Genomic DNA, 21,999 nt, shown 5'->3' with positions numbered 1-21,999 from the left:
TTTAGAGAAAGAGAAGGAGTTGAGCGAGTTGAAATCCCGGTTTTGGTCGATGGCGGCGCATGAAATTCGCAACCCGATGACCTCGATCCTGGGATGTGCTCAAATGCTGGAGCGTGAGTCCAATTTGCCCGAGGAGCGACGCCGAGAGTTTTTGTACATGATTCAACAGTCGGTCCGCAGAATGGACCAGTTGTTAAACGATTTATTGGAGATTGGTCGCGTTGAAGGCGGCAGTTTGAAGTTCGAGCCTGCGCCTTTAGATGTGGAGCAGTTCTGTCAGCGCTTGGTGGAAGAAATCCAATTCAGTGCAGGTGCTCGCCAACACATCGTATTCCATCATCAAGGAGGCTGTGAGCGGGCTTACCTCGATCAAAAGCTTCTGAGACACACGCTCACCAATCTCCTGTCCAACGCCATCAAGTATTCCCTCGGGAGCAGCCCGGTCTATTTAGATCTCGTTTGCACGGATCAACAGGTCACCCTCCAAGTTCGAGACACGGGAATTGGTATTCCTCTGGAGGCGCAACGGCATCTATTTGAACCATTCCAGCGGGCGAGCAACGTGGGAAAGGTTCCGGGCACGGGATTGGGGCTGACGATGGTGAAACGATGCGTGGACTTGCAGGGTGGGCAAATTGCGGTTGAGAGTGAAGTGGGTGCCGGAACCACTTTTATTGTTCAACTCCCCCAGCATGAGTCCGTAAACAGCCAACTGCAAAGAACGGTTTCAGGTTGAGAAGAGGCATTCCCCGGGGAACTTCGCTTGACTTAGACTGAGCCATTAGCCCTTCTATTTGGTCAAGAAATTGCGACGATCCGTTGCTCAAATGGACATGAGTATATGTCAATCAAGGATGCACCTGGTATCAAATCCGTTTGATGCGTCGTTACTATCGAGTGACAGACGGACTTGTGTCATCTTCGTTCAATAGCAGGCGCTCAAATAATACTCACAACTGGTTACGGGTTTTCCCAATTGAGTGAATTTGTCTGAAAGCTCCTGTATGTCTGAGTTTCTATCGTTTCTGACTAAAATGGCTCCAGTCTTTTTCGTTGAACCGTCGGCAGGAGTAAAAATGCCCCAAATACAACAGTGGCAATGGATTCCTACACATTTGACCGTAGAACAGTTTGAAGAATTTGTCTTGCCCCACCTGCACCTCGGTCGTCGTGGACCTCAGCCAAAGCTCTCTTTACACGCAGTCTTCAACTACATTTTGAAACTATTGTACCTCGGCTGTCAGTGGAAAGAATTGCCTATCGAAAAGGACAAAGATGGGCAACCAGAAATCCACTACACCAGAATCTACCGCACCTTTCGGCGGTTTGAAGCCCAGGGCTGCTTTGCTGCGATTTTTGCGGGGACGGTAGGACTCCTCCACCAGCAAGCGTTGCTGGTTATCAGCGTGCTCCACGGCGACGGAACAACCACCGCAGCAAGGAAAGGCGGCGATCACCTCGGATTCAGCGGACACAAGCATTTGAAAGGCGATAAGGTTGTGGCTTTCTGTGACCGCAACTGCAATGTGGTTGCCCCGTTTGTTTCAGCTCCTGGCAATCGCAATGAGTCGCCGCTGTTGAAAGCAGCCCTGCCGCAAGTCACCCGCATTGCTCATCACGTCGGACTCGACCTCAGCGAGACGATCGTCTCGCTCGATGGGGTCTACGATAGTCGGGCGAATCGCAAAGCGATTTTCAACCGAGGCATGGTGCCGAATATTCCTGAAAATCTGCGTGGGAGAAAGACCTCGAAGCCCAGACGTAAGCCGATCTTCAACCCAGCACTCTTTCAGGAACGGTTTCGCACTACCGAGCGCGTCTTCGCTTGGGAAGACAAGTTTCGGCGCTTATTACTGCGCTTCGAGCGAATCAGTCAGTTGCACTACGCCTTGAAAACCTTGGCTTACAGCCTGATCAATCTCCGACATTTCTGCCAGGGCTAATTCCTTTCGTGATTCATGTTTTTTGAGGTCTCACTGGCACAGGCCCAGACTTGTCCTGCCTTGAAATCGGGAATATGAGCTAAAGCAGCAAAGAAACGACTAGAAATGATCGTGCTGTTGCTTGAATAGCTCAATCTGACCTTGTTGCTCAAGATTTCACAGCAGCTTTCAAACAAAACCCGCAACCAGTTGGAAGAGACAGAGCGGCTTTTGGCACAGGCGCGGAGAATAGCAGCAAGCAAGTAATATTTTTATACGACCTGCTAATGTATAAACCGTCAGTAATTTCATCTACTGCGTACTCACCTTAATCTTTAAATATTAATAAGTAGTGTGAAAGCTACGGCCCTCACCAGAAGTTTAAACAGCTCAATAATAATTAGCACTATTTAAGATCTTAAAGCTAGGAACCATGCAGAAATTCGTCCGCCTAATTATTTCAAATCAGGAAATTAGGCGAGATGAATGTTTCTATTTAGCTCCGTAATTTGAAGCAAGAGATCGATCCTCAATACAATAGGTATATTTGTTTTAGAACTATTGCGCCCGAGCGCAGAATTCCTAACTCAACTTCGTTCGTCCATTGCTCATGTGACAGTTGACGGACAAGAAAACGGTTTTCTCAGTTTTCAAGATAGGGAGTGAGATCGTCTTTGATACGTTGGGTTTGGGGTCATTATTCCTTCGCTCCTGAATTCCCTTGTATGCCCACAAGCTTCCAGAGTTAGGACAATGAACCCTCTCAACGAGACTATGAGCAGGAATGACAGCTTGATAATAAGTTGTAGTCCCATTTTCCCTTTCAAGCGATCGATGTATTACTTTTCATGAGGCAGTTTCATTTGCTCTGAAATAGGGTAGGTTAAGTTGAGATTTCGATGCTCAGCAATTCTGTCAATTCAGCCAAGACTGAGACTGATTTGGATGACTGCACTAGCTAGCACTGCGAGATAGGACAAAGCCTGTATTGCAGGCAAGACTCTCCGGGTATGGCGGCTTACAGAGTAGACAGGTTTGAAAAGAGGCGGGAAATGCCGAATTTATCCCTGCCCGAACTACCCGAATTCCTAGTCAACTGTCTTATAAATGTACAAATCTTATATATAAGAGTTGGTATATCTGAGGGCTACAACCCTTACAGCAAAGCATCTATAAGATTTTCTCCTAAATACATCTTTGTATGTGAAATGGCAACCATTTCACAGGTGAAACGTTCTGTTTGTCTTATAATCTATTCAATACAAATATACTCTAGTTGAAATGTCTTGTCTTTAGTTACCCCTTTTAGTTAATTGTAGTCAAGTCTGTATCGCTTAAAGTACCCCTTCCCGAGGGAACCCCTTTTGCTATGAGTCAGAAAACAATAGCTGATGCTTTAGATGCTTATTATTCTTACCTTTTAGGTGTCAATCCTCAATCTAGCAAAGCAGTTTGTAGCCAAACGACAACTGCCCTTATCCGCTACACGCTGCCTGGATGGGGGTACCCGGCTCCTGAAGGCAATAAAGTGACTCGGGAAGAGATGGATCTTGCACAGCATACGCTTGCGCAGCTCCCTATCCTAAAACTTAAAAGTGCTTTAGACGCCCAAAGTGCAGTTTTTAAGAGCCTTAATAGGCAAGTATACGCATATCGGTCTAGGCTCAAAGCGTTCATCGATTGGGCAGAGAGCCACGGATGGCTTAATGAGCCGAAACCCCCTTATGAACCAGAGTTGTCAGACAAAGTATACCAAGCTGAAGCAAATTTAAAGCGAGCCCCCAAAGCCTACCATGGCAATGGAAAGATAAGTAGTAAAAAGGTTACTAATAAAAGACGTAGGATCGATCGGAAGTTTAAACCTGGATTTGAATATGAAGCGTCTCTGCTTCATGAGGAAGTTAAGGAGTTCAAAAGCTTCTTGTCAGATACTGATTATCCAGGTCGTTTACAGAAAGCTTGGAAGCCTGTCTCAATTAGAGAGACATTAAAAGTTATTGGATACATGATTTCTTGGGCACATTATTATCAGGGTGTACCAGAAGAATATTTAAGCCTCAGCCTTCTAATTCCAATTGAGATGAATACTCCAGGAATGGAATATTTAGTTGGGAAAGATCGAATGAAGGTCGTGAAGGAGAGCGATGAAGCAACTCAGCTGACACACTATTTCGATACTTGGTTATGCGAATTCAAACAGTTCTTGAGAAAACGCAACAATGTAAGCCGTTCTATATTAAATAGGTTAGGAAGGCTTGTTCCTCTGACTAAGTTCCAGTATAGAACAAGAACGAATGATAGAGGATACCGAGATATCTCAATACTGCGAAAATTACGAAGTCACATGAATCAACTTCAAGAAGAAGCTGATGAACAAAATCCAGTGGCTAATGAGTCGAAAAAGTGGCTAGATCTTCCAGATGTTCTATCCAAAGTTGTTCACCCTTTGAGACTACGATGTGAATGCCGTAGCTTAAATGGCAGATTGCGTTCTCCTACTATCATTGCTACAACATTCAGGGATTTTGTCATTTATGGGTTGCTGACATTCCGTCCACCTCGAAGAATTGGAGAATTTTGTGGGTTGAAATTTGTTTCTAGTTGTTCTCTTGATACTCCTAGACATCTCAAGCATGGGGAATTTATTCATCCTGTTCTAGGAGAAGAAGAACGTAGAAGCAGTACAGAGAAGTGGCATGGATATCTTTACAAAGACGTTGTTTACAAAAATCCTAAAAGTGGTTTGTGGTATACATGTGAAAAAATTAATGCTCATAATCCAGTCGATCCTCAATCAGGTGAATTTTTAGTCCGTTCAGGACTTTGGTTTCTAGATATGACACCTGAAAGCTACAAAACCGGAGCTACCTATAAGCATCAGGTACTAGAAGTTCCAAACCCACGGTTTAGCGACGGCAAGTGCTTTTACGACTACTTAGAAGCATGGCTATATGGATATTATCGGGATAAACCAGGTAATTGGAAAAGTGGAGGCGAAATCTACGAAAGCCCGAATGAAAACTGGAAATTGTATCCCCTGAGAATGCTATTAAATCCAGAACATAATTACGTTTTCTGTAAAAAAGAAGGAACCTATTTTCGAGACCCAGGGCAAGATGGTAGTTTTGGAAACCTTATCCCAAACTGGGCTAACCGATTTACTGGACAACGTATGAATGCTCATTTACTTCGGGACATTTATGCAACTTGGTTTCTAGATCAACCACCAGAGCCAGGGCAAAGTCACGAGCAGCAGATTCATTCTCTAGCCTATGCAATGGGTCACTCTGTAAAAACGCTACGTGAGATTTATGACCGCCGCTGTCCAGCACAGAAAAACCGTCCGATCGAGCAGGCTATGGAAACTGTGATCAAAACTTATCTAGAACCAAACGCAAATTTGGAATACACGGAATTATCTACCTCTCCTCAAATTCATCCTGCCATCTTAGCGATCCTGACACCAGAACAAAAACAGCAACTAGGTTTGATCCCTTAATAGAAAATCATTCTGAGATATCAAGTTTCAGAGAAAATAGCTAGAGTTAAGAAGCCTTATTTTTAACGCTTTTGAGCCTCATTTCTACATGTATTTTTATTAGAAACGAGGATTAAAATTTGCTCTCGCTTCGTACCAATATTAAGAGTGACATGTAGCACAGTCACTCAGTATCAGAGATATTTTTTATAACAATCGATGATGCGCCATTCTGCATTCTTCAACTCCGCTCAACGTTCTTCTCGCACTGTTTTCTAAAGCAAAGATTCAATTTGCGCCACAGGCAACGTCAGCGTTAGGGCGGCAAATATTTTGGTCTGTATGGTGCCGCTAAGACACGCCCAGACATCCAGCCATTGGATAGGCTCAACCCAGTGGTAAAAGGTCTCAGCTACCGTTTCTAACACTTGTGCTGACGTTTCACACTCTGAGATGGCTGTCTCTAATACCGGAGCAAGTAAAGCGGCGATGTCATCTGTATCGGAATCATCTGTTTGACTAGTTTTGCTATTAGAGCCTTCTAATAGCGTTTGTAGTAATTTCCAGTGTTGCGAAAGATACTGCTGACTGTAGGGAATGAGGGCTGAGATCGCCCGCTGCGTGATTTTGCTGCCTGTGGCTTTCAGTTGATCCACCGCAGAGCGAACGGCAATCTCGAATCGCTCTCTTTTGGTACTGGCATTGAGCGTGATCTCTGAAGCTTTCAGCTTCTGGATCGGGCAATCGAGTTCAAAGTCGGAAAGAATGATGATTTCTAGCGAGGTTTCGAGGCGGCGGTGCGATCGCAGCCGTCCGATCGCTTGGTGAAATTCAGACAGAATCGAGCGATCGACAAGGGCATGAAATTGGGGATCATCGTCTTGGGGCTGCGTGCCGGTGCAAATTGCGTATTCCGCCTGTAAGTCTGCTAGATTGCGACAAGGAGTCCCAATTAAAATTAATCGCGTGGTCTGCTCAAAATCATTGACACCGCGACTGTCACGCCACCAGCAGCCGGCTCCCTGGGTTGCAAATTTCTTAAAATCAATCACTTTCGTCGATTGATCTTGCTGCTGATAGTGAGCAATGATTTCATTCACACGGCGCTGTTGCTCAGCACCGCGCTGCATTCCCAGCCGTCCCACATCGGTCACCTGAATCAAGGTAAGATTCTGCGATTTTTCCACCCGTTGCTGACACACAAAGATTTCATCAATTGAGCATCCGAGTTTTAGGGCTAAATCTTGGGGGTGCAGTGTTCCATCCAGGAAGATGGTGGCTTTAGTTGCTTTAACAAGATTTCGATGTCGTAAATCCGGTAGAGTCAGGGTCAAGCCGTCGTAGCCAAGCCGGGTTGAACTGCCGGAGTGTGTCCCATCCAGAATTTGAAGCAAATCGGGCAACCACTGTTTGATGACTCGTTTCTCGGCTTGCTCGGCTAAATCGGGATCGCGCTCTGAGAATTGCCTGCGCAGTTGTCGAGGCAGGTCGGCAAGATCCACGCCATGCTGAGCGGTTGTATTGAGAAAGCTGAGATCCGGGTGCAAGACTCGGCTCACTTGCTCCACATTGATCGTTAATCGAGGAAGCTGGCTCATTAATTCTGAGTGAGCGATCCCGAATCGACTCAGCTTGGTTGAACCGTCAAGCAGCGGGATCAGCGCCACTAAAAGCGGCTGGAGCTGCTCAAATAATTCCGGAAACTCTGCGAGTCTGAGAATCGTTTGTTCTAAATCGTTCAGCGTCACTAAAATCTCCTGCTTGACGCGGAAATTCTGTCCTGGCTCATCAATTAGAAGGACTGTCTCGGTTAAGGGGTAATCGATCGGGTCTGGAAGACTATCCAGGTGGGCACGCAATTTTGGAGAAGACAACGCAGATCGGCGTTGATTGAGAAAACCATACCCCGGACCTTCTGCATGAGTGCAGGCCTCTCTCAGTGGACAAGTGCTGCAAATCAGCGAAGCCGTATCGGAACCTTTGACATACTTCTGGCGCAGTGCGGTTAAAAGTTGCTGGCGACTACAGTTTGCGGGAAGATTTGGCGTTTCGTTTCGGCTGACTCGCTTCAGTCGTACCCTCCCGCCTGGGGTCGTTTCTCGCATCAGTCCGCCATGCCGCGCTTCCAGATCGATCCAGCCATTTTCTTGCTCTAAAGTCGTCACCGTGGGATTGCGATGTTGGTCAGAAGCGTAAATGACCTGCTTCGCTTGAAACAATTCTGGTTCAACGTGTCCTGAATCGTAGGACTTACCAGAGCCAGGAGGAGAAGTATCAAGAATGAATCGATAGCCTTGAGCGATCGCAGTTTGCCAAACTGCGAGGCGTTGTCCTGGTAAATACTCGGATTGCTCACACTCAACGACAGATCTCAATGCGGCGGCTGATTCTCGCGGGTGCAGCGTTTTCTTCAACGTTCGCTGAATGCGCTCTAACCAATCAAATCGAGGGTGTGCGATCGCTTCGATTTGGGCGATCGAAAGCCACCGAATTGCATGGAAATCATCAAGTTCATCGATGTCGGAATCTGTCTTAGCTTCTTGTCCCCACCAGGCAACTTGAACCGAGTAGCTCCATTTCTTCAGCAATTTCCAGGTCGCGCGGTACTGTCGCATGACATGAGCGTTGCGAACCGCTCCCGCATCCGGGTAGAACTCGATCGTTTTCGTTCCCAGTTCCGCAGCTAAGGTGTCGATCGTGATTTTTAAGGTTTCGGGGCTGCTGGCAAACTGTCCGCCTGCGGCTCCGATCATGATTTGTTCCCGGCGTTGAGCGGTAATGAAGGGTTTTGCCCCAACGCCCTCTACCAGCCCGATCTCGCTTCTTGTAATTTGGGTTGGGCGATGAACGGCGATCGGGAGTTCTCCGTTCGATAGGTGCGGTGTGGCTCCATTCGGAGTTTTCTTCGTGGCGCTGGTAAACCATCGATAGCGTCCACCTGCATCAATGTGACGCAGCCGAAGCTGGAAACCGACGAGCTGCCCATGAACGTTGCGAATCGGACAGAGATATCCGGGCTGGCAATTGAGATGGAAGCCATCGGGATTAACTCCAGGCAGGGTTACAGGTAGGGGAGAAGTGAGCGCTTGCCACTGTTCGACGGATTTTACGCCCCAAGTTTCAATTTGAGCGTCGGTTAGTCCTCGGCAGTGCAGATCGGCGCGATCGTCGGGGTGCAGTGTTAAAGCATCTAGTAGTTGGCGATAAGCCTGGTCGCGCACGTCGGCACTCAGCGCAGGTGGGCGAAATTGTGCCTGTGATTCGGTTCGAGATTGGGAGCGCTGACGAGATCGATCTACACTGTTCTGCTTTCTAGCAGCGCGTCCGTCATCGATCACGAATTTGCCCCAAAGTCGGTCTTTTGTCAGACCGATGAACTTGAAGCCGGAGGGCGTATCCACGGCATCAGTGAGATTCATGCAGAGATGCAAATTGTTAATTTGGCGGCATTTACCGCTGATATCACTGCAAATCTCGCAGTGATTGCCGCGTTTCGTCGAGGAGAATCTGCAGTGGCGAGCAGATGAAGCGTCGGAAATTAGCATGGTTCTCTGTCTGAATAAGGAGCAGAGACAGAGAGCAGGAAATAATTTGGTTGAGTCCGTCAAATGATCATTGACATCGAATTTCCATCGCTCTCTGCCTTGAAATGAAGCGAAGGGAGAGAACCATGCCTAGATCTGCGCTAAAAATGCACAGCAAAACCTCTTGCCATGTGCGACAAATGAGGCATAATAAAAAGCATGGCACGTGGCATCACAGGTGACTCTAACTATCACGCCGTCCAAAGCATTCAAGTTAGCGTCCCCGCCTCCCGTTAATTAAAAGTAAATATCAAGCTTTCAAAGCCTCCTCTGTTTGCAGCATTGGGGGTTTTTGGCTTCTAGGGGTCTAGAACATCGGTTGAACCTCACGATTTACAAGAGTGAACACTCGGTGCGCCATGAACGATCTCTCACACTGAAGTGAGTCTAAGTGTACCAGGTCATTTTCTCTGATCGATGATCGATTCATGGCGATTTTTTTCAACTGCTATCAGGATATATGGAGAAGTCCTGATTTAGCGCATCTGACGCATTAAGCAATCATTTAGGCAATAGTGACCGACTGACAAGAATGATTAGTTTCTCGCTACTTCTTAGCTCTAAACTGTCGCACCGATTCAGGACGAGACGCGGTCAGCTTCGCTGCGCCAGGGGCGACCGCAGCGCCCAATGCTAGATGCTCAGTATTCAGTGTTGGGGAGAAATCGACTTCAATTGAGGCGCTGATAGCTGTCACCCTCCAAATAATGAATCTCAATCACACCATCTTCCCAAAACCAAACTTCCTTCACGCCCAAAGCCTTGTAGCGTTTTAGCTTGCTCGGTCCGCCACTGGTGATTACAACCTTGATCGCTAAATCTGGAATCGGCTTCTGAGCGTCAAAACAGTAAGACTCATCTGCTTGTGCAGCAGCTTCATCTTCACACTTCTGGGAGAAAGAGCCAGTGGCGACGAATTCAAGTCCTTCCGACAACATATAGTCTTCAACGAGAAAGCCAATATTCCCCTTGACAATCTCGTGTTCTGGCGACGTGCCCAAGATCTCAAGCTCCCCGCGGTAATAAAACAAACGGACTCCAGGCGAATTCGCAAAGCCTCGCTGAATCGCTTTGAAGTCTTCCCAACTCACCCCAGTTTTGACAAATCGTTGCTCTGTCGGTTGTTCTGATGGCTTTGGAATAACTGCAGTCACGGCAGCCGCACCTCACTTCGTGGATTCTTGCTTCTGTTCGTATTCCCTTGCTGCCTTCATCAGAATCGTTGCAGCTAAATTACTCAGACTGCGATTCTCTTCTGCCGCCTGTTTCTCAAGAATTTTGACAATCTCTTCATCCGAAAAATAAGCGCAAACGCGCCACTTAGCTCGACTTTATCCATTAGGCAGCGTAGCAAAATGCCTCTAATCAACAGCTAAACACTTGGCTCGGAACTTTAATCAGGTCGCGCTCAGACCCCGACCGGTATTCAAATTCCAGAAAACGAGAAAAGCGTTTGCCAGTGAAGACAGCGTTACAAAACTTGTAGTTTTGGTAACCAAAGAGAAGTTGAAATACTGAGGTTGCGCTTTCGACTTTTTATAGCACTGGAATTTTTTGGTTGCCAAGGCTGAAAAGCTTGTAGACCAGAGTCTATAAGGATTACCAAAGTTTAACCAACGCTTCTACGCTCTTCGACAGTAGAATGAAGGCCATACCACACGGTATGGTTAATGAACCTTGTTTAATCGTTGTGTTTTATGTTCATGCCCGAACAGTCGGAGGTTGCAATGCCGGTACGAGAGACACGTCAGCGGCTTGGACTCTCGCAAGCTAAATTTGCCGCAGCGCTAGGGGTTTCTTTTCAAGGTGTGAATCGTTGGGAAAACGGACGCACTAAGCCTTTACCAGTCGCATTGAAGCAGATTGAACTGTTGCTACACCAAATGGGCAGACGGGGCGAAGATCTACTGATTCGATATTTTAGGAAACCGCAGCAATGACAGGTTCGGCACAGCGCAAGACTGCTAATTCCATGTTTGCAGGTGGTGGCGAGATGGGCGAGCTGATGCGATCGTATGACTGGTCGCAAACACCATTAGGACCTATTTCGGGTTGGGCATCAAGCCTAAAAATAGCCGTAAGTATCTGCTTAAATTCCCGCTTCCCAATGGTGATCTGGTGGAGCAAGGAATTAGTGTTACTCTACAACGATGCTTGGCGACCCATTTTAGGCACCAAACACCCAAAAGCTCTAGGGCGACCGGGGCAAGAGATGTGGTCGGAAATTTGGGACGTGATTGGTGTGCAGCTCAATGGCGTGTTGGAAACGGCACAGGCAACCTGGTCTGATGATATGCTCCTCCTCGTTGATCGCTACGGCTATACCGAGGAAGCCTATTTTACCTACTCCTACAGCCCCATTTTCCTGGAAACGGGAGAGGTTGGAGGTGCGTTCACGGCTGTAACTGAAACCACTCGACGCGTAGTGGGTGAGCGGCGGCTTAGTACGCTGCGAGAACTTACCGCAAGTACTGTAGAAGCCAAGTCAGTTGAGGAAACGTGTCAGATTGCCTGTGCCACGCTTGCCAACAATCCTTATGATATTCCCTTTGCCCTGCTGTATCTGGTCGAACAGGATGGAAAACAAGCTCGTTTGATTGAAACGGTCAGGGTGGATAGGGGTACCTCTGCCAGTCCAGAGCAAGTTGATTTAACTCAAGCAGGAGATTGCTGGCAGCTTGCACAAGTCAGAGAAACTGGAAACAGTGCAGTAGTTGGTGACCTCACAACCCGATTTGGGCAACTGTCCGGTGGAGCTTGGGATGACCATACACATTCGGCGATCGTCCTCCCCGTCGCTCAAGCGGGTCAAAAGCAGCTTTTAGCTGGGTTATTAGTGATTGGAATGAGCCCCCGACTAGAGTTTGATGATGAGTATCGAGGCTTTTTTGATCTGGTTGCTAGTAATGTTGTAACCGCGATCGCTAATGCCCGCACCTATGAAGAAGAGCGCAAACGAGCCGAAACCCTGGCAGAACTTGATCGCGCTAAGACGCTATTTTTCAGCAATGTCTCGCATGAATTTCGCACCCCGTTGACGTTGATGCTGAGTCCGCTGGAAGAACTCTCAAACTCGCTGCATGGGCAGTTGCAGCCTGATCAATGCGAACAGTTACAGCTCATTCAGCGAAACGGGTTGCGCCTACAAAAACTTGTTAATACGCTGCTAGATTTTTCCCGTATTGAAGCGGGACGGGTACAAGCATCCTATGAGCCTACTGATCTCGCAAGCTATACGGCTGAACTTGCCAGTGTGTTTCGATCTCTAATTGAGCGGGCTGGCATGGATCTCCTGATTGATTGCCAGCCGCTATCGCAACCCGTGTACATTGATCACGATATGTGGGAGAAGATCGTTCTCAATCTCATTTCCAATGCGTTTAAGTTTACGTTCATTGGAAGTATCGCGATTCGATTACAAGCGATCGATGATTGCGTTCAATTCAGTGTTACAGATACCGGCGTTGGTATTCCTGAAGCGGAGTTACCTCGATTATTTGAACGCTTTCATCGAGTTGATGCCACAAGATCGCGCACCTATGAGGGATCTGGCATTGGACTGGCGTTAGTGCAAGAACTCGTCAAACTTCATGGTGGAACCATTAATGTCATTAGCCAGGTGAATCATGGGACAACCTTTACGATCTCGATTCCCTTGGGTACTGCCCATTTACCACCAGACCGCATTCAATCTCCTCAAACGTTTACTTCGAGCGCAATCAGTGCCATTTCATTTGTTGAAGAGGCAGCCCGTTGGCTACCAGAAGAGGATACAGGGACACAAAGATACGGGGACACGGAAAATTTTACTATCTCCCCCTCTCCCCTTCTCTCCCTCTCCCCTTCTCCCCCCGCTGCCCGTATTCTCCTCGCTGATGACAATGCCGATATGCGGAATTACGTCAAACGCTTATTAAGCGAGCAGTATGAGGTAGAAGCCGTTGCTGACGGCAGGGCTGCTCTGAGTGCAATTCGTCATACACCACCAAACCTAGTATTGACAGACGTAATGATGCCGGGGCTGAATGGGTTTGAGTTGTTAAAGACACTCCGCCGCGATCCTAAAACACAGCAGATTCCAATCATTCTATTATCGGCACGGGCAGGGGAAGAGGCGCGTGTCGAAGGGCTAGCGGCAGGAGCCGATGATTACTTAACCAAACCGTTCTCAGCACGAGAACTGTTGGCGCGGGTGGAAGCCACACTAAAGCTTGCCCAGCTACGGCAGGAAGCCGCCGAGCGAGAATATACACTACGGGCTGAAGCCGAAGCCGTCAGAGTCCGATTGGAAAGCGTTTTAGCAGGTATTAACGATCAATTTATTGTGCTTGATCGCCAATGGCGCTATACCTTTGTCAATCAACAAGTGATGACGGTGACGGGCAAGGTCCAGGAGGAGTTATTGGGGCACTGCATCTGGGAGGTGTTTCCCGATGTGAGCAATACGCCCTTTGAAGTGGCTGCTCGCCGTGCCGTTGACGAACAGACTTTTGTTCGAGTTGAGCTTTTTTATCCTCCCTTTCGGCGCTGGTTTGAGAACCGGATTTATCCCTTTGCTGAGGGAGTGACAATTTTTGTGAGTGATATTAGCGATCGCAAACAAGTAGAAGCAGAACGAGAACAACTTCTGACCCGCGAGCAAGCAACACGAGAACAAGCCGAGCAAGCAAACCGAATTAAAGACGAATTTCTCGCCGTGCTTTCTCATGAACTGCGATCGCCCCTGAACCCAATTTTGGGATGGTCAAGGTTGCTGCAAACTAGCAATTTAGGTGAAGCGAGGACAAAACAAGCCCTAGCAACTATTGAGCGCAATGCCAAACTGCAATCGGAACTGATTGAAGACCTGCTCGATGTCTCACGAATTCTGCAAGGTAAGCTCAACCTGAATGTGAGTTCGGTGAATTTGGCACAGATTATTCATGCCGCGATCGAAACCGTGCGACTGGCAGCAGAAGTCAAATCAATTCAAATCAAAGCGAATTTGGCTGAGGTTGGAATGATTTTGGGTGATGCAACTCGCCTGCAACAGATTGTGTGGAATCTGCTTTCCAATGCGGTTAAGTTTACACCCACAGGTGGTCAGGTGATGGTGCAATTAAAACAAATTGAGCATCAAGCTCAAATCACGGTAAGCGATACCGGAAAAGGAATTTCTGCTGATTTTCTACCTCATGTATTTGATTATTTTCGTCAAGCGGATAGTGCCACAACTCGCCAGTTTGGTGGATTGGGCTTAGGGCTAGCCATCTCGCGTCATCTGGTCGAGTTGCACGGTGGTACGATTCAAGCCGATAGCTTGGGTGAAGGGTTGGGCGCAGTCTTCACCATTCAACTGCCACTGATGTCCACTCAATCAAGCATTGATTCTGCAATTCAACCAATGGAGCCATCACTCGGTTTAGAAGGTATCCGGGCTTTGGTCGTGGATGATGACACCGATAGCCGTGATTTTGTTGCATTTTTGCTAGAACGGGCTGGGGCTAACGTCATTACAGTTGCTTCTGCAAGTGAAGCCTTTCAAGCGTTAACACACTCTCGATTTGATGTTCTCCTGAGTGACATTGGTATGCCCGAAATGGATGGCTACATGCTGATTCAGCAAATTCGAGCCTTGCCATCAGAACAGGGCGGGCAGATCCCAGCAATCGCTCTCACTGCCTATGCCGGGGAACTAAATCAACAGCAAGCTCTAGCGGCCGGTTTTCAGCGGCATTTGGCAAAACCGATCGACCCATCTGCCTTGATTGCAACCATCACGGCCTTAATTAGAAATACGAATCAATATTGTTTATGACTCGTTCCAACTCTGCTCCTGATTCACGCTCTGGTTAAAATATGTCTGCGACACCGCCACCAAAGTCATTGACTACGCCTGTCCCTGCGAATGAGCTTGAGCGATTAGCAGCACTGTATCGCTACAAGATTCTCGATACGCCTCCCGAAGCAGCCTTTGATCGCATTACCAGACTGGCAGCCCGGTTATTTAATATTCCGACTGCCCTTATTTCGCTGGTGGATGAATCAAGAGCTTGGTTTAAATCCTGCGTTGGTTTTGGTGCCGACGAAGTGCCGCGTGATGCCACGCTTTGCAGCTTTGCTCTGTTAACCGATGAGCCGCTGATTATTCCTGATGCCCGACTCGACGATCGCTTTGTCTGCAATCCCTTTGTGCAAGCTGAACCGGGGGTGCGCTTCTATGCAGGTGCGCCCTTGCTTAGTCATGACGGCTTCAATTTAGGAACCCTGTGTCTGCTCGACAATCAGCCTCGCCCTCCATTGTCCATAGAACAGCAAGAAACCCTGGTTGATTTAGCTGCAATGGTAGTGGATGAGTTGGAGTTGAGATTAGCAGCTCATCGAGTCGCTCAAGTCGATGCTGTGCTGTTGGAGGTCACGCAAGGTGTTTCCGCTGTTACGGGCAAAGCGTTTTTTCCCGCCTTGGTGCAACATCTGACCAAAGCGTTAGGGACAAGTTACGCCTGTATCAGTTTGTTGGCAAACGAGTACCCAGAGGCGTTAGAAACAATTGCCTTTTGTGCTCAGGGTCAAATCATAGATAACGTGGAATATGAGTTGCAGGGTACGCCTTGCTTAGAAGCAATTCGGCAGCAGAAGCTGTGTTACTACCCACAAGGAATCCAGGCTTTATTTCCCGAAGATCATTTCTTGGCGTTGTTTAGCATTGAAAGCTACGCCGCCATTCCGTTTTTTGATTCAACAGGTAAACCGTTAGGACTACTGAGTGTGATGGACGGCAAGCCTCTGGAGAATCTTCAACTTACCCAATCCTTGCTCACCATTTTTGCTGTACGAATTGCCACTGAACTAGAGCGACAGCAAGTTGAGCAGGAGCGAGAGCGCTTCTTTGCCGTGACATCGGATCTGCAAGTAATGACAAGAACAGACGGATACTTTCAGTGGGTCAGCCCAACGTTTGAACGATTACTCGGCTGGACTGTCGAGGAAATGACCTCCCGCCCCTGGACAGCCTTTGTTCATCCAGATGACATCAACCCATCTGTGTCAGAAACTGACAGCCTGTTCTCTGGCAATGAAACCTTGGCCTTTGAGAATCGCTATCGGCACAAAGATGGCTCTTACCGCTGGTTGCTTTGGAGGGCTCGTCCGTATCCTGAGGAGCAGATTGTTTATGGCGCTGCTGTGGATATTACCGATCGCAAACAGGCAGAGCTTGAGATTCAAAAGTTTGTTTCCCTAGCCGATAACAGTGGGGAGTTTATCGGCATGTGCGATCTGAACTTTGTCCCGTTTTATATCAATTCGGCTGGTCAGCACCTGGTAGGGCTGGATGATGTGCAGCAATACATTGAAACCTCAGTTGGAGATTTCTTTTTTCCTGAAGATCAAGACTTCATTATTAATGAGTTTCTTCCCCGTGTGTTGCAGGAGGGACAGGCGGAGGTAGAAATTCGGTTCCGTCATTTTAAGACGGGCGCACCGGTGTGGATGATCTACAACGTCTTTTATATTAGAGGTGAGAACACCCAGCCAATCGGGTTAGCCACCGTCAGCCGCAACATCACTGATCGCAAGCAGGTAGAGGCTGCCCTGCGCGAAAGTGAAAACCGCTTACGACTGGCGCTTGAGTCAGCCAAGCTAGGCACCTGGGACTTCAATCCCATCACTGGCCTGCTGCAATGGGATCAGCATTGCAAAGCCATGTTTGGGCTATCACCGGAAGCAGAAATTAACTACGATGTCTTTCTAGCAGGGTTACATCCCGAAGACCGAGATCGCATCGATCAAATGGTGCAGCATGCTCTCAATCCTGATAGTGATGGTGAGTATGATATTGAGTACCGCACCATCGGCATTGAAGATGGCATAGAGCGGTGGATTGCCGCGAAGGGAAAGGCATTCTCTAACTCAGCTGGAATCACGATCCGCTTCATCGGCACTGTCCTCAACATCACTCCCATAAAACGGGCTGAGGCAGAACGAGAGCAACTGCTGCAACGAGAACAAGCGGCACGAGAAGCAGCAGAACAAGCCAACCAGATCAAAGATGAGTTTTTAGCCGTGCTGTCTCACGAGTTGAGATCGCCACTCAATCCAATTCTGGGCTGGTCAAGGTTATTGCAGCAGGGAAAACTGGATGTGGCAAAAACGACAGCGGCACTGGCGACGATCGAGCGCAATGCCCAGCTACAAGTGCAACTAATTGATGACCTGCTCGACATCTCGCGCATCCTACGTGGCAAACTTAGCTTAACCACAACGCCCGTTGATTTGAGTAGCATTATTTCAGAAGCGCTCGAAACAGTTCGATTAGCGGCAGAAGCGAAAGCCATTCAAATTCAAACAACCCTCTCACTCAGTACTGCTATTGTGCTCGGAGATGCTGGGCGGTTGCAGCAGGTGGTGTGGAATCTGTTGTCTAACGCCATTAAATTTACACCCGCAAACGGACATGTTACGGTGGCGTTAAGTTCGACCGGCAGTCAGGCTCACATTCAAGTCACTGATACTGGAAAGGGCATCAAGCCCGATTTTCTACCCTATGTCTTTGAGCATTTCCGGCAAGAAGATGGAGCCACTACCCGCAAGTTTGGCGGGCTGGGATTAGGACTGGCAATCGTGCGGCAAATTGTCGAACTGCATGGCGGAACGGTTGCAGTTGGTAGCCTCGGTGAAGGGAAGGGAGCAACGTTTACTGTGCAACTTCCGCTGGCACCTCAATTGAATGTGTTACCCGCGCTCAAGCCGCCCCCTAATTCAACCGAAGATTTAAGCGGCATCTGCATCTTAGTTGTGGATGATGAAGCCGATTCCCGAGAGTTTGTGGCGTTCGTGCTAGAACAAGCAGGCGCGATCGTCACCACCGTTTCCTCTGGAATAGAAGCTCTGCAAGCGTTACCAAAAGTGTCCCCAGATCTCATTGTCAGTGATATTGGGATGCCAGAGATGGATGGCTACATGCTGATGAGGCAAATTCACGCCCGACTGGAGGGTAAACAAATTCCGGCGATCGCCCTTACGGCTTATGCCGGCGAGGTAGATAAACAGCAAGCGATCGCAGCCGGGTTCCAAAGACATTTCTCCAAACCGATTGACCCAGAGGAAATCATGAAGGCGATTAGCGCTTTGTGCCACTCCACCAAGGGAACGACTTGATTGAATTTACCTTCCTGGATCACCCATAGATATGGCTTTTGTAGGGATAGCTCAATTAATCCTCTGGCTTCTAGCAGAGCAATTCCAGCAAGGCGGAGATGGTCGATCTATTCCTTCAAGCGCTCTCGGTCTTTCACGGTAGATGCCTGAGAAAGCTGGCTCAATTGGCTATCGATCTCATACAGTATTGCCAGCCAGGCATTTGAGTGGAATGATGCAACGCTTAAGCTCAATTTTTCCCCAGAGGATGAAGCGGTTTAACTAATGGCCGTAAAAGATAGATTTGTTCTATAACATCTGCGCCCGAGCGCAGAAGTGCAGCCCTCAAACTTTGATTTACCGTTATCACTGTGCCAATTGCTCGCCAGAAGAATGCGGGTTATAGACCATTACCCAATGGTAATTTAAGCCAATTCTAGTCCAAGACAAGATTGACGTTGCCCCTGTGACAGTTCTTTAGCATGTGGAGATCGCAAGTATCACTCATTCAGCAACAAAGTTTGAAAGTCCGCAATTGAAGCTAATACAGTCGCTTGTCTGAGCAATTGCTTCAATCGATCAAGATCTTCCATCTGATTAAGCTGGTCGATTAATTCGGGTGGTACCGCTCCAAATCGCACATCTAAAACTTCCATCACTGAATCACGGGCATTCTGTAATTTGCCGCGCTCGATCGCAAATCGCTCAATCGTCGTCAGGTAAGGCATGGCATTTTCAGCTCCAAAACGGCGAACTTCAGTGTCGAAAATCTGGTCTAGCTCCGGTGGTAGCGTCATCATCAAATCGACTAACCGAAACAACTCTAAGATGGTGTCTTCACTATATCCTAACGCCTGCATTCCTTGAACCAGTCGCAGTTTCCACGTCAATCGATCCTCAGAATCGCCACTCGTTTTCTGAGTAAGCAAATGCGCTCGAACGAGCATTGCATAAGGGTTTAGACTCTGCTCTAAAAAATCCCACTGCGATTCGTAATCGAGCAGTTTAACGATCGGGAACTCAATTCCGACTCGACAGCCCCACAATGTGTAGTGATAGGCTTGAGGTCGCCAATTGAGTTGATCATCTCCCAATATCGCCAAGCTTACGACATCCCGATTGTAGCGGTCAAAGATTCGGTAGCTGTAGGTGTACATTCGCTTAGCAAAGTCTGAATCATACTGACTTTGAATCTCTACATGAATCAGAACCCAAGTTTCTTGTCCATCTCGTCGCCACACTTTAACGAGTTTATCGACAAATCGTTTACCGATCTCAGCGTCCCGCACGACTTGCTGAAATTCTGAGTCTAACGATTCGTAGCTCAGTTGCCAGTCGATTTCGGCGTGAATCTGAGGGAAAAAGAAGGCGAGAAATGGCTCGAAATAGCGCTCTAGCGCTTCTTTCCAGGGAGCATCATAATTAGCAGAAGGAGCAATAGTCACAGCGGTCGCTCGTTTCAGGGTACGGATTACTATATCGTTGATACAGAGAGCGCTTCGGCATCATTTCAATTGGTGTAATGCCTCGTTAATCTCGTTTACATCAAATGCTTCTGGGTTAAATTCTTCGCCAACCCACTCCAGCATCGATTCGTGCTCTGGGTGATTCGGATCTCGTAACGTTTCGATTAACTCCGTGTATCCCCAAGTGCCGCCGCAGTCTTCTGGTGGACAGGCTCGTTTACCCGTAACGCAAACCCCATAGCAAGGAATTTCAGGCTCGGCAGGCAAAACCTTCTCAATCAGAATTTCATGTTCCCAGCTATCCCCCATGTCATAGGTGTAGCGAAATTTAAATTTTTCACCAGACACCACTCGGTTCAGCTTTACTTTGCGTTCGTCTTTAACTTCCCAGTCGTATTCTGGATCTGGCTCACCATACTCCATTCCCTGGATAAGAAATAGATGAAGATGAGAGTCTGTCCAGCCCATTACTATCTGAATGATTTGATGCAGTTCGCCTAAACTAATATCGCTCCAAACCTGAACTCTTCGCCAGACGGGAGGGCGCAAATCTTGAAGTGTGATCTTGATCTGATAAAGGCAAGTAGGAATTGAGGGTTTTCGAGGAGGCATCACTGAATCTCTGAGCTTCCGATATCTAGACTAGTTCATGGCACGCAGCTTCTGAACTCTAAGTTGCCATTTTTGCCTCCTTGAAAACCATGACAAGATGTCATGGTTTTCAAGGAGAGAATGAGAAATTGCGTCAACTTCTTGCGCGAAGACAGTATTCAAAAGTATTTCAGCTAAAATTCAGAAGCTTTGAAAATCATAGGAATATGTAAGCCGTTCATGATTCTTACAGTTGCATCGTTTAAGGGTGGCGTTGGGAAGAGTACATCTGCTATACATCTTGCTGCTTATTTACAGAAGAAAGCTCCAACCCTGCTCATTGATGGGGATGTAAATCGCTCTGTTACCAATTGGGCAAACCGTGGCAATCCTCCTTTCAAAGTGGTAGATGAACGTCAGGCTGCTAAATATGCAAGGAGTTACGAGCATATTGTGATTGACACGCCTGCCAGACCGAGCCATGAAGACCTCAAAGCACTGGTAGACGGATGTGATCTGTTGGTTATTCCGTCGAGTCCTGATGCTTTTGCGCTTGATGCTTTGATGCTCACTGTTGATGCGTTGGTGGAGTTGGACAGCGATCGCTATAAAATTCTACTCACTATCATTCCACCAGCACCTTCAAAGGAAGGAGAGAAAGCACGAGCAAGTTTGACCCAGGCAGGACTTCCTGTTTTTAAAACGGGTATTCGGCGACTCATTGCGTTTCAACGCTCTGCGTTGTTGGGAGTGCCGATCGACGAGGTTGACGATCCTCGCGCAAAGCAAGGTTGGGAAGATTATCAGAAGGTTGGAAAAGAGATACTGTTATGAGCAATTTTGATGCCATTATCAGGGCAGCGAAGGGAAGTGCGGAGCCAAGAAGTAAAGAGAGCAACCTACCGGAACCAACAAAGTCTGTAAAAAGCGTCCTAGACTCAGCACAATCAGTGAGAGTGCTTGAAGATATTCTCGATCGAGAGACGAATACTCGCGAATTAAAGCAATCTCACGTTGAGGCGTTGGCAGAGTCAATCTCTGTGTTGGGGTTGCTAGAACCTTTAGTTCTGGATAGCCGAAATCGTCTCTTAGCTGGAGCACACCGCCTGGCTGCAATTAGGTTACTAAGAAACCAGAACACGCCTGCTTACGAAAAGCTTTTTCTATCGAACCTGATTCCAGTACGAGTTCTACCGTTTGATGCGGAGGAAGAACCAGACCGGGCATTGCAAGTCGAAATCGCGGAAAATGAGCATCGTCGAGACTATACTCCAGCAGAGGTGAGAGCACTGGCAAATCGGCTGAGATCGTCAGGCTATGTCGATCAGCCTGGTAGACCCACGAAAGGCACTAAAGCTTTACGTCCTGCTCTGGAAGTGATTGTGGGAAAAAGTCTAAGAACAGTTCAACGCTACCTGAATGAGGAGCAAACTCAGAAACCACGACAAGATGTCATGGTTTCCGAGCAGAAGATTTTGCATCAGGCACTCAAGAAGTTGCAGGCGTGGGAGTCGATGAGTGATTCCGGAACGCTGTCTCCTAAACGTCAAGCACTTAGCAAGCAACTTCCTAAACTGATGAAGCTGGTTGAAGAGGTAATCAGCGAAATTGAGGCTCAAGGCTCCAAGCCATAAATTTTGGCATCTCAAATGCAGTATTAATTCCCAGAACAAACAGGCAAAGGTCACGCGGCTGATCCCGCAGCAGTTTCTTGATGCGGTCAATCGCCTTCTTGTCCCGAATGGGTTCAACCGTGAGGACAGATCCGGGAAGCGGATGATGCGGATTTTCGCCTTTTTGAAATGCCATGCCAGCCTCGAGCTTTTCACTAAGTTATTACA

At 47.8% G+C, this 21,999-nt stretch carries 13 protein-coding genes; 8 read left to right on the top strand and 5 right to left on the bottom strand.

What is annotated here, in order from left to right:
- From NC980_RS22265 to NC980_RS22255, 3 genes are all read left to right on the top strand, one after another.
- The coding region (locus NC980_RS22265) for a HAMP domain-containing sensor histidine kinase (RefSeq protein WP_190379543.1) at nucleotides 1–736 on the top strand (736 nt) is incomplete at its 5' end.
- A 268-nt stretch (nucleotides 737–1,004) separates the two neighbouring features.
- Nucleotides 1,005–1,943, top strand: coding sequence for a hypothetical protein (locus NC980_RS22260; RefSeq protein WP_242027223.1), 939 nt, complete (start codon nucleotides 1,005–1,007; stop codon nucleotides 1,941–1,943).
- 1,348 nt (nucleotides 1,944–3,291) lie between these two features.
- A complete protein-coding gene (locus NC980_RS22255) occupies nucleotides 3,292–5,421 on the top strand; it encodes a hypothetical protein (RefSeq protein WP_190379542.1) in 2,130 nt (709 codons plus the stop codon).
- A gap of 254 nt (nucleotides 5,422–5,675) precedes the next feature.
- On the opposite strand, the gene NC980_RS22250 is transcribed toward NC980_RS22255, so the two are convergent.
- Entirely contained in the window at nucleotides 5,676–8,819 is a 3,144-nt protein-coding gene (locus tag NC980_RS22250; protein WP_190379541.1) for a hypothetical protein, read from the bottom strand.
- Nucleotides 8,820–9,655: 836 nt separating this feature from the next.
- The gene (locus NC980_RS22245) at nucleotides 9,656–10,138 is read right to left on the bottom strand and encodes a Uma2 family endonuclease (protein WP_347273280.1); all 483 of its coding nucleotides are present in this window, start codon (nucleotides 10,136–10,138) and stop codon (nucleotides 9,656–9,658) included.
- Between the two features lie 549 nt (nucleotides 10,139–10,687).
- Between NC980_RS22245 and NC980_RS22240 the strand changes: the two genes are divergently transcribed.
- The 3 genes from NC980_RS22240 to NC980_RS22230 are packed head-to-tail and all read left to right on the top strand — an operon-like array spanning nucleotide 10,688 to nucleotide 18,122.
- Nucleotides 10,688–10,924: a helix-turn-helix domain-containing protein gene (locus tag NC980_RS22240; protein WP_190379540.1), complete on the top strand. Its 237-nt coding sequence runs from the start codon at nucleotides 10,688–10,690 to the stop codon at nucleotides 10,922–10,924.
- Nucleotides 10,921–14,781 carry an ATP-binding protein gene (locus tag NC980_RS22235; protein WP_190379539.1) on the top strand — a complete coding sequence of 1,287 codons (3,861 nt, stop codon included), beginning with the start codon at nucleotides 10,921–10,923 and terminating at the stop codon, nucleotides 14,779–14,781. Before NC980_RS22240 ends, NC980_RS22235 begins: the two co-directional genes overlap by 4 nt.
- A gap of 41 nt (nucleotides 14,782–14,822) precedes the next feature.
- Nucleotides 14,823–18,122 (top strand): PAS domain S-box protein, encoded by a 3,300-nt coding sequence (locus NC980_RS22230; RefSeq protein ID WP_190379538.1) that lies wholly within the window; start codon nucleotides 14,823–14,825, stop codon nucleotides 18,120–18,122.
- 479 nt (nucleotides 18,123–18,601) lie between these two features.
- Here NC980_RS22230 and NC980_RS22225 read toward each other — a convergent pair whose 3' ends face one another.
- Nucleotides 18,602–19,546: a transposase gene (locus NC980_RS22225; RefSeq protein ID WP_190379537.1), complete on the bottom strand. Its 945-nt coding sequence runs from the start codon at nucleotides 19,544–19,546 to the stop codon at nucleotides 18,602–18,604.
- A 60-nt stretch (nucleotides 19,547–19,606) separates the two neighbouring features.
- Nucleotides 19,607–20,179 carry a plasmid pRiA4b ORF-3 family protein gene (locus NC980_RS22220; RefSeq protein WP_190379536.1) on the bottom strand — a complete coding sequence of 191 codons (573 nt, stop codon included), beginning with the start codon at nucleotides 20,177–20,179 and terminating at the stop codon, nucleotides 19,607–19,609.
- A 219-nt stretch (nucleotides 20,180–20,398) separates the two neighbouring features.
- Between NC980_RS22220 and NC980_RS22215 the strand changes: the two genes are divergently transcribed.
- A complete protein-coding gene (locus NC980_RS22215) occupies nucleotides 20,399–20,992 on the top strand; it encodes a ParA family protein (RefSeq protein WP_190379535.1) in 594 nt (197 codons plus the stop codon).
- Entirely contained in the window at nucleotides 20,989–21,792 is an 804-nt protein-coding gene (locus NC980_RS22210) for a ParB N-terminal domain-containing protein (RefSeq protein WP_190379534.1), read from the top strand. Before NC980_RS22215 ends, NC980_RS22210 begins: the two co-directional genes overlap by 4 nt.
- Here the strand turns inward: NC980_RS22210 and NC980_RS22205 are convergent.
- Complete coding sequence (locus NC980_RS22205) at nucleotides 21,758–21,967, bottom strand: hypothetical protein (RefSeq protein WP_190379533.1); 210 nt, start codon at nucleotides 21,965–21,967, stop codon at nucleotides 21,758–21,760. The genes NC980_RS22210 and NC980_RS22205 overlap by 35 nt on opposite strands.
- Nucleotides 21,968–21,999: the final 32 nt, after the last annotated feature.

The organism is Leptolyngbya sp. AS-A5 (assembly GCF_039962495.1).
Lineage (GTDB): Bacteria > Cyanobacteriota > Cyanobacteriia > Leptolyngbyales > Leptolyngbyaceae > Leptolyngbya.
Note: the sequence above shows the minus strand (reverse complement) of the source record. Positions and strands in the feature narration are given on the sequence as shown.

Coding starts and splice junctions, on each gene's coding strand:
- NC980_RS22205 (WP_190379533.1), bottom strand. CDS start 21,967: ATGGCATTTCAAAAAGGCGAAAATCCGCATCATCCGCTTCCCGGATCT.
- NC980_RS22220 (WP_190379536.1), bottom strand. CDS start 20,179: ATGCCTCCTCGAAAACCCTCAATTCCTACTTGCCTTTATCAGATCAAG.
- NC980_RS22255 (WP_190379542.1), top strand. CDS start 3,292: ATGAGTCAGAAAACAATAGCTGATGCTTTAGATGCTTATTATTCTTAC.
- NC980_RS22215 (WP_190379535.1), top strand. CDS start 20,399: ATGATTCTTACAGTTGCATCGTTTAAGGGTGGCGTTGGGAAGAGTACA.
- NC980_RS22240 (WP_190379540.1), top strand. CDS start 10,688: ATGCCCGAACAGTCGGAGGTTGCAATGCCGGTACGAGAGACACGTCAG.
- NC980_RS22260 (WP_242027223.1), top strand. CDS start 1,005: ATGTCTGAGTTTCTATCGTTTCTGACTAAAATGGCTCCAGTCTTTTTC.
- NC980_RS22230 (WP_190379538.1), top strand. CDS start 14,823: ATGTCTGCGACACCGCCACCAAAGTCATTGACTACGCCTGTCCCTGCG.
- NC980_RS22210 (WP_190379534.1), top strand. CDS start 20,989: ATGAGCAATTTTGATGCCATTATCAGGGCAGCGAAGGGAAGTGCGGAG.
- NC980_RS22235 (WP_190379539.1), top strand. CDS start 10,921: ATGACAGGTTCGGCACAGCGCAAGACTGCTAATTCCATGTTTGCAGGT.
- NC980_RS22250 (WP_190379541.1), bottom strand. CDS start 8,819: ATGAATCTCACTGATGCCGTGGATACGCCCTCCGGCTTCAAGTTCATC.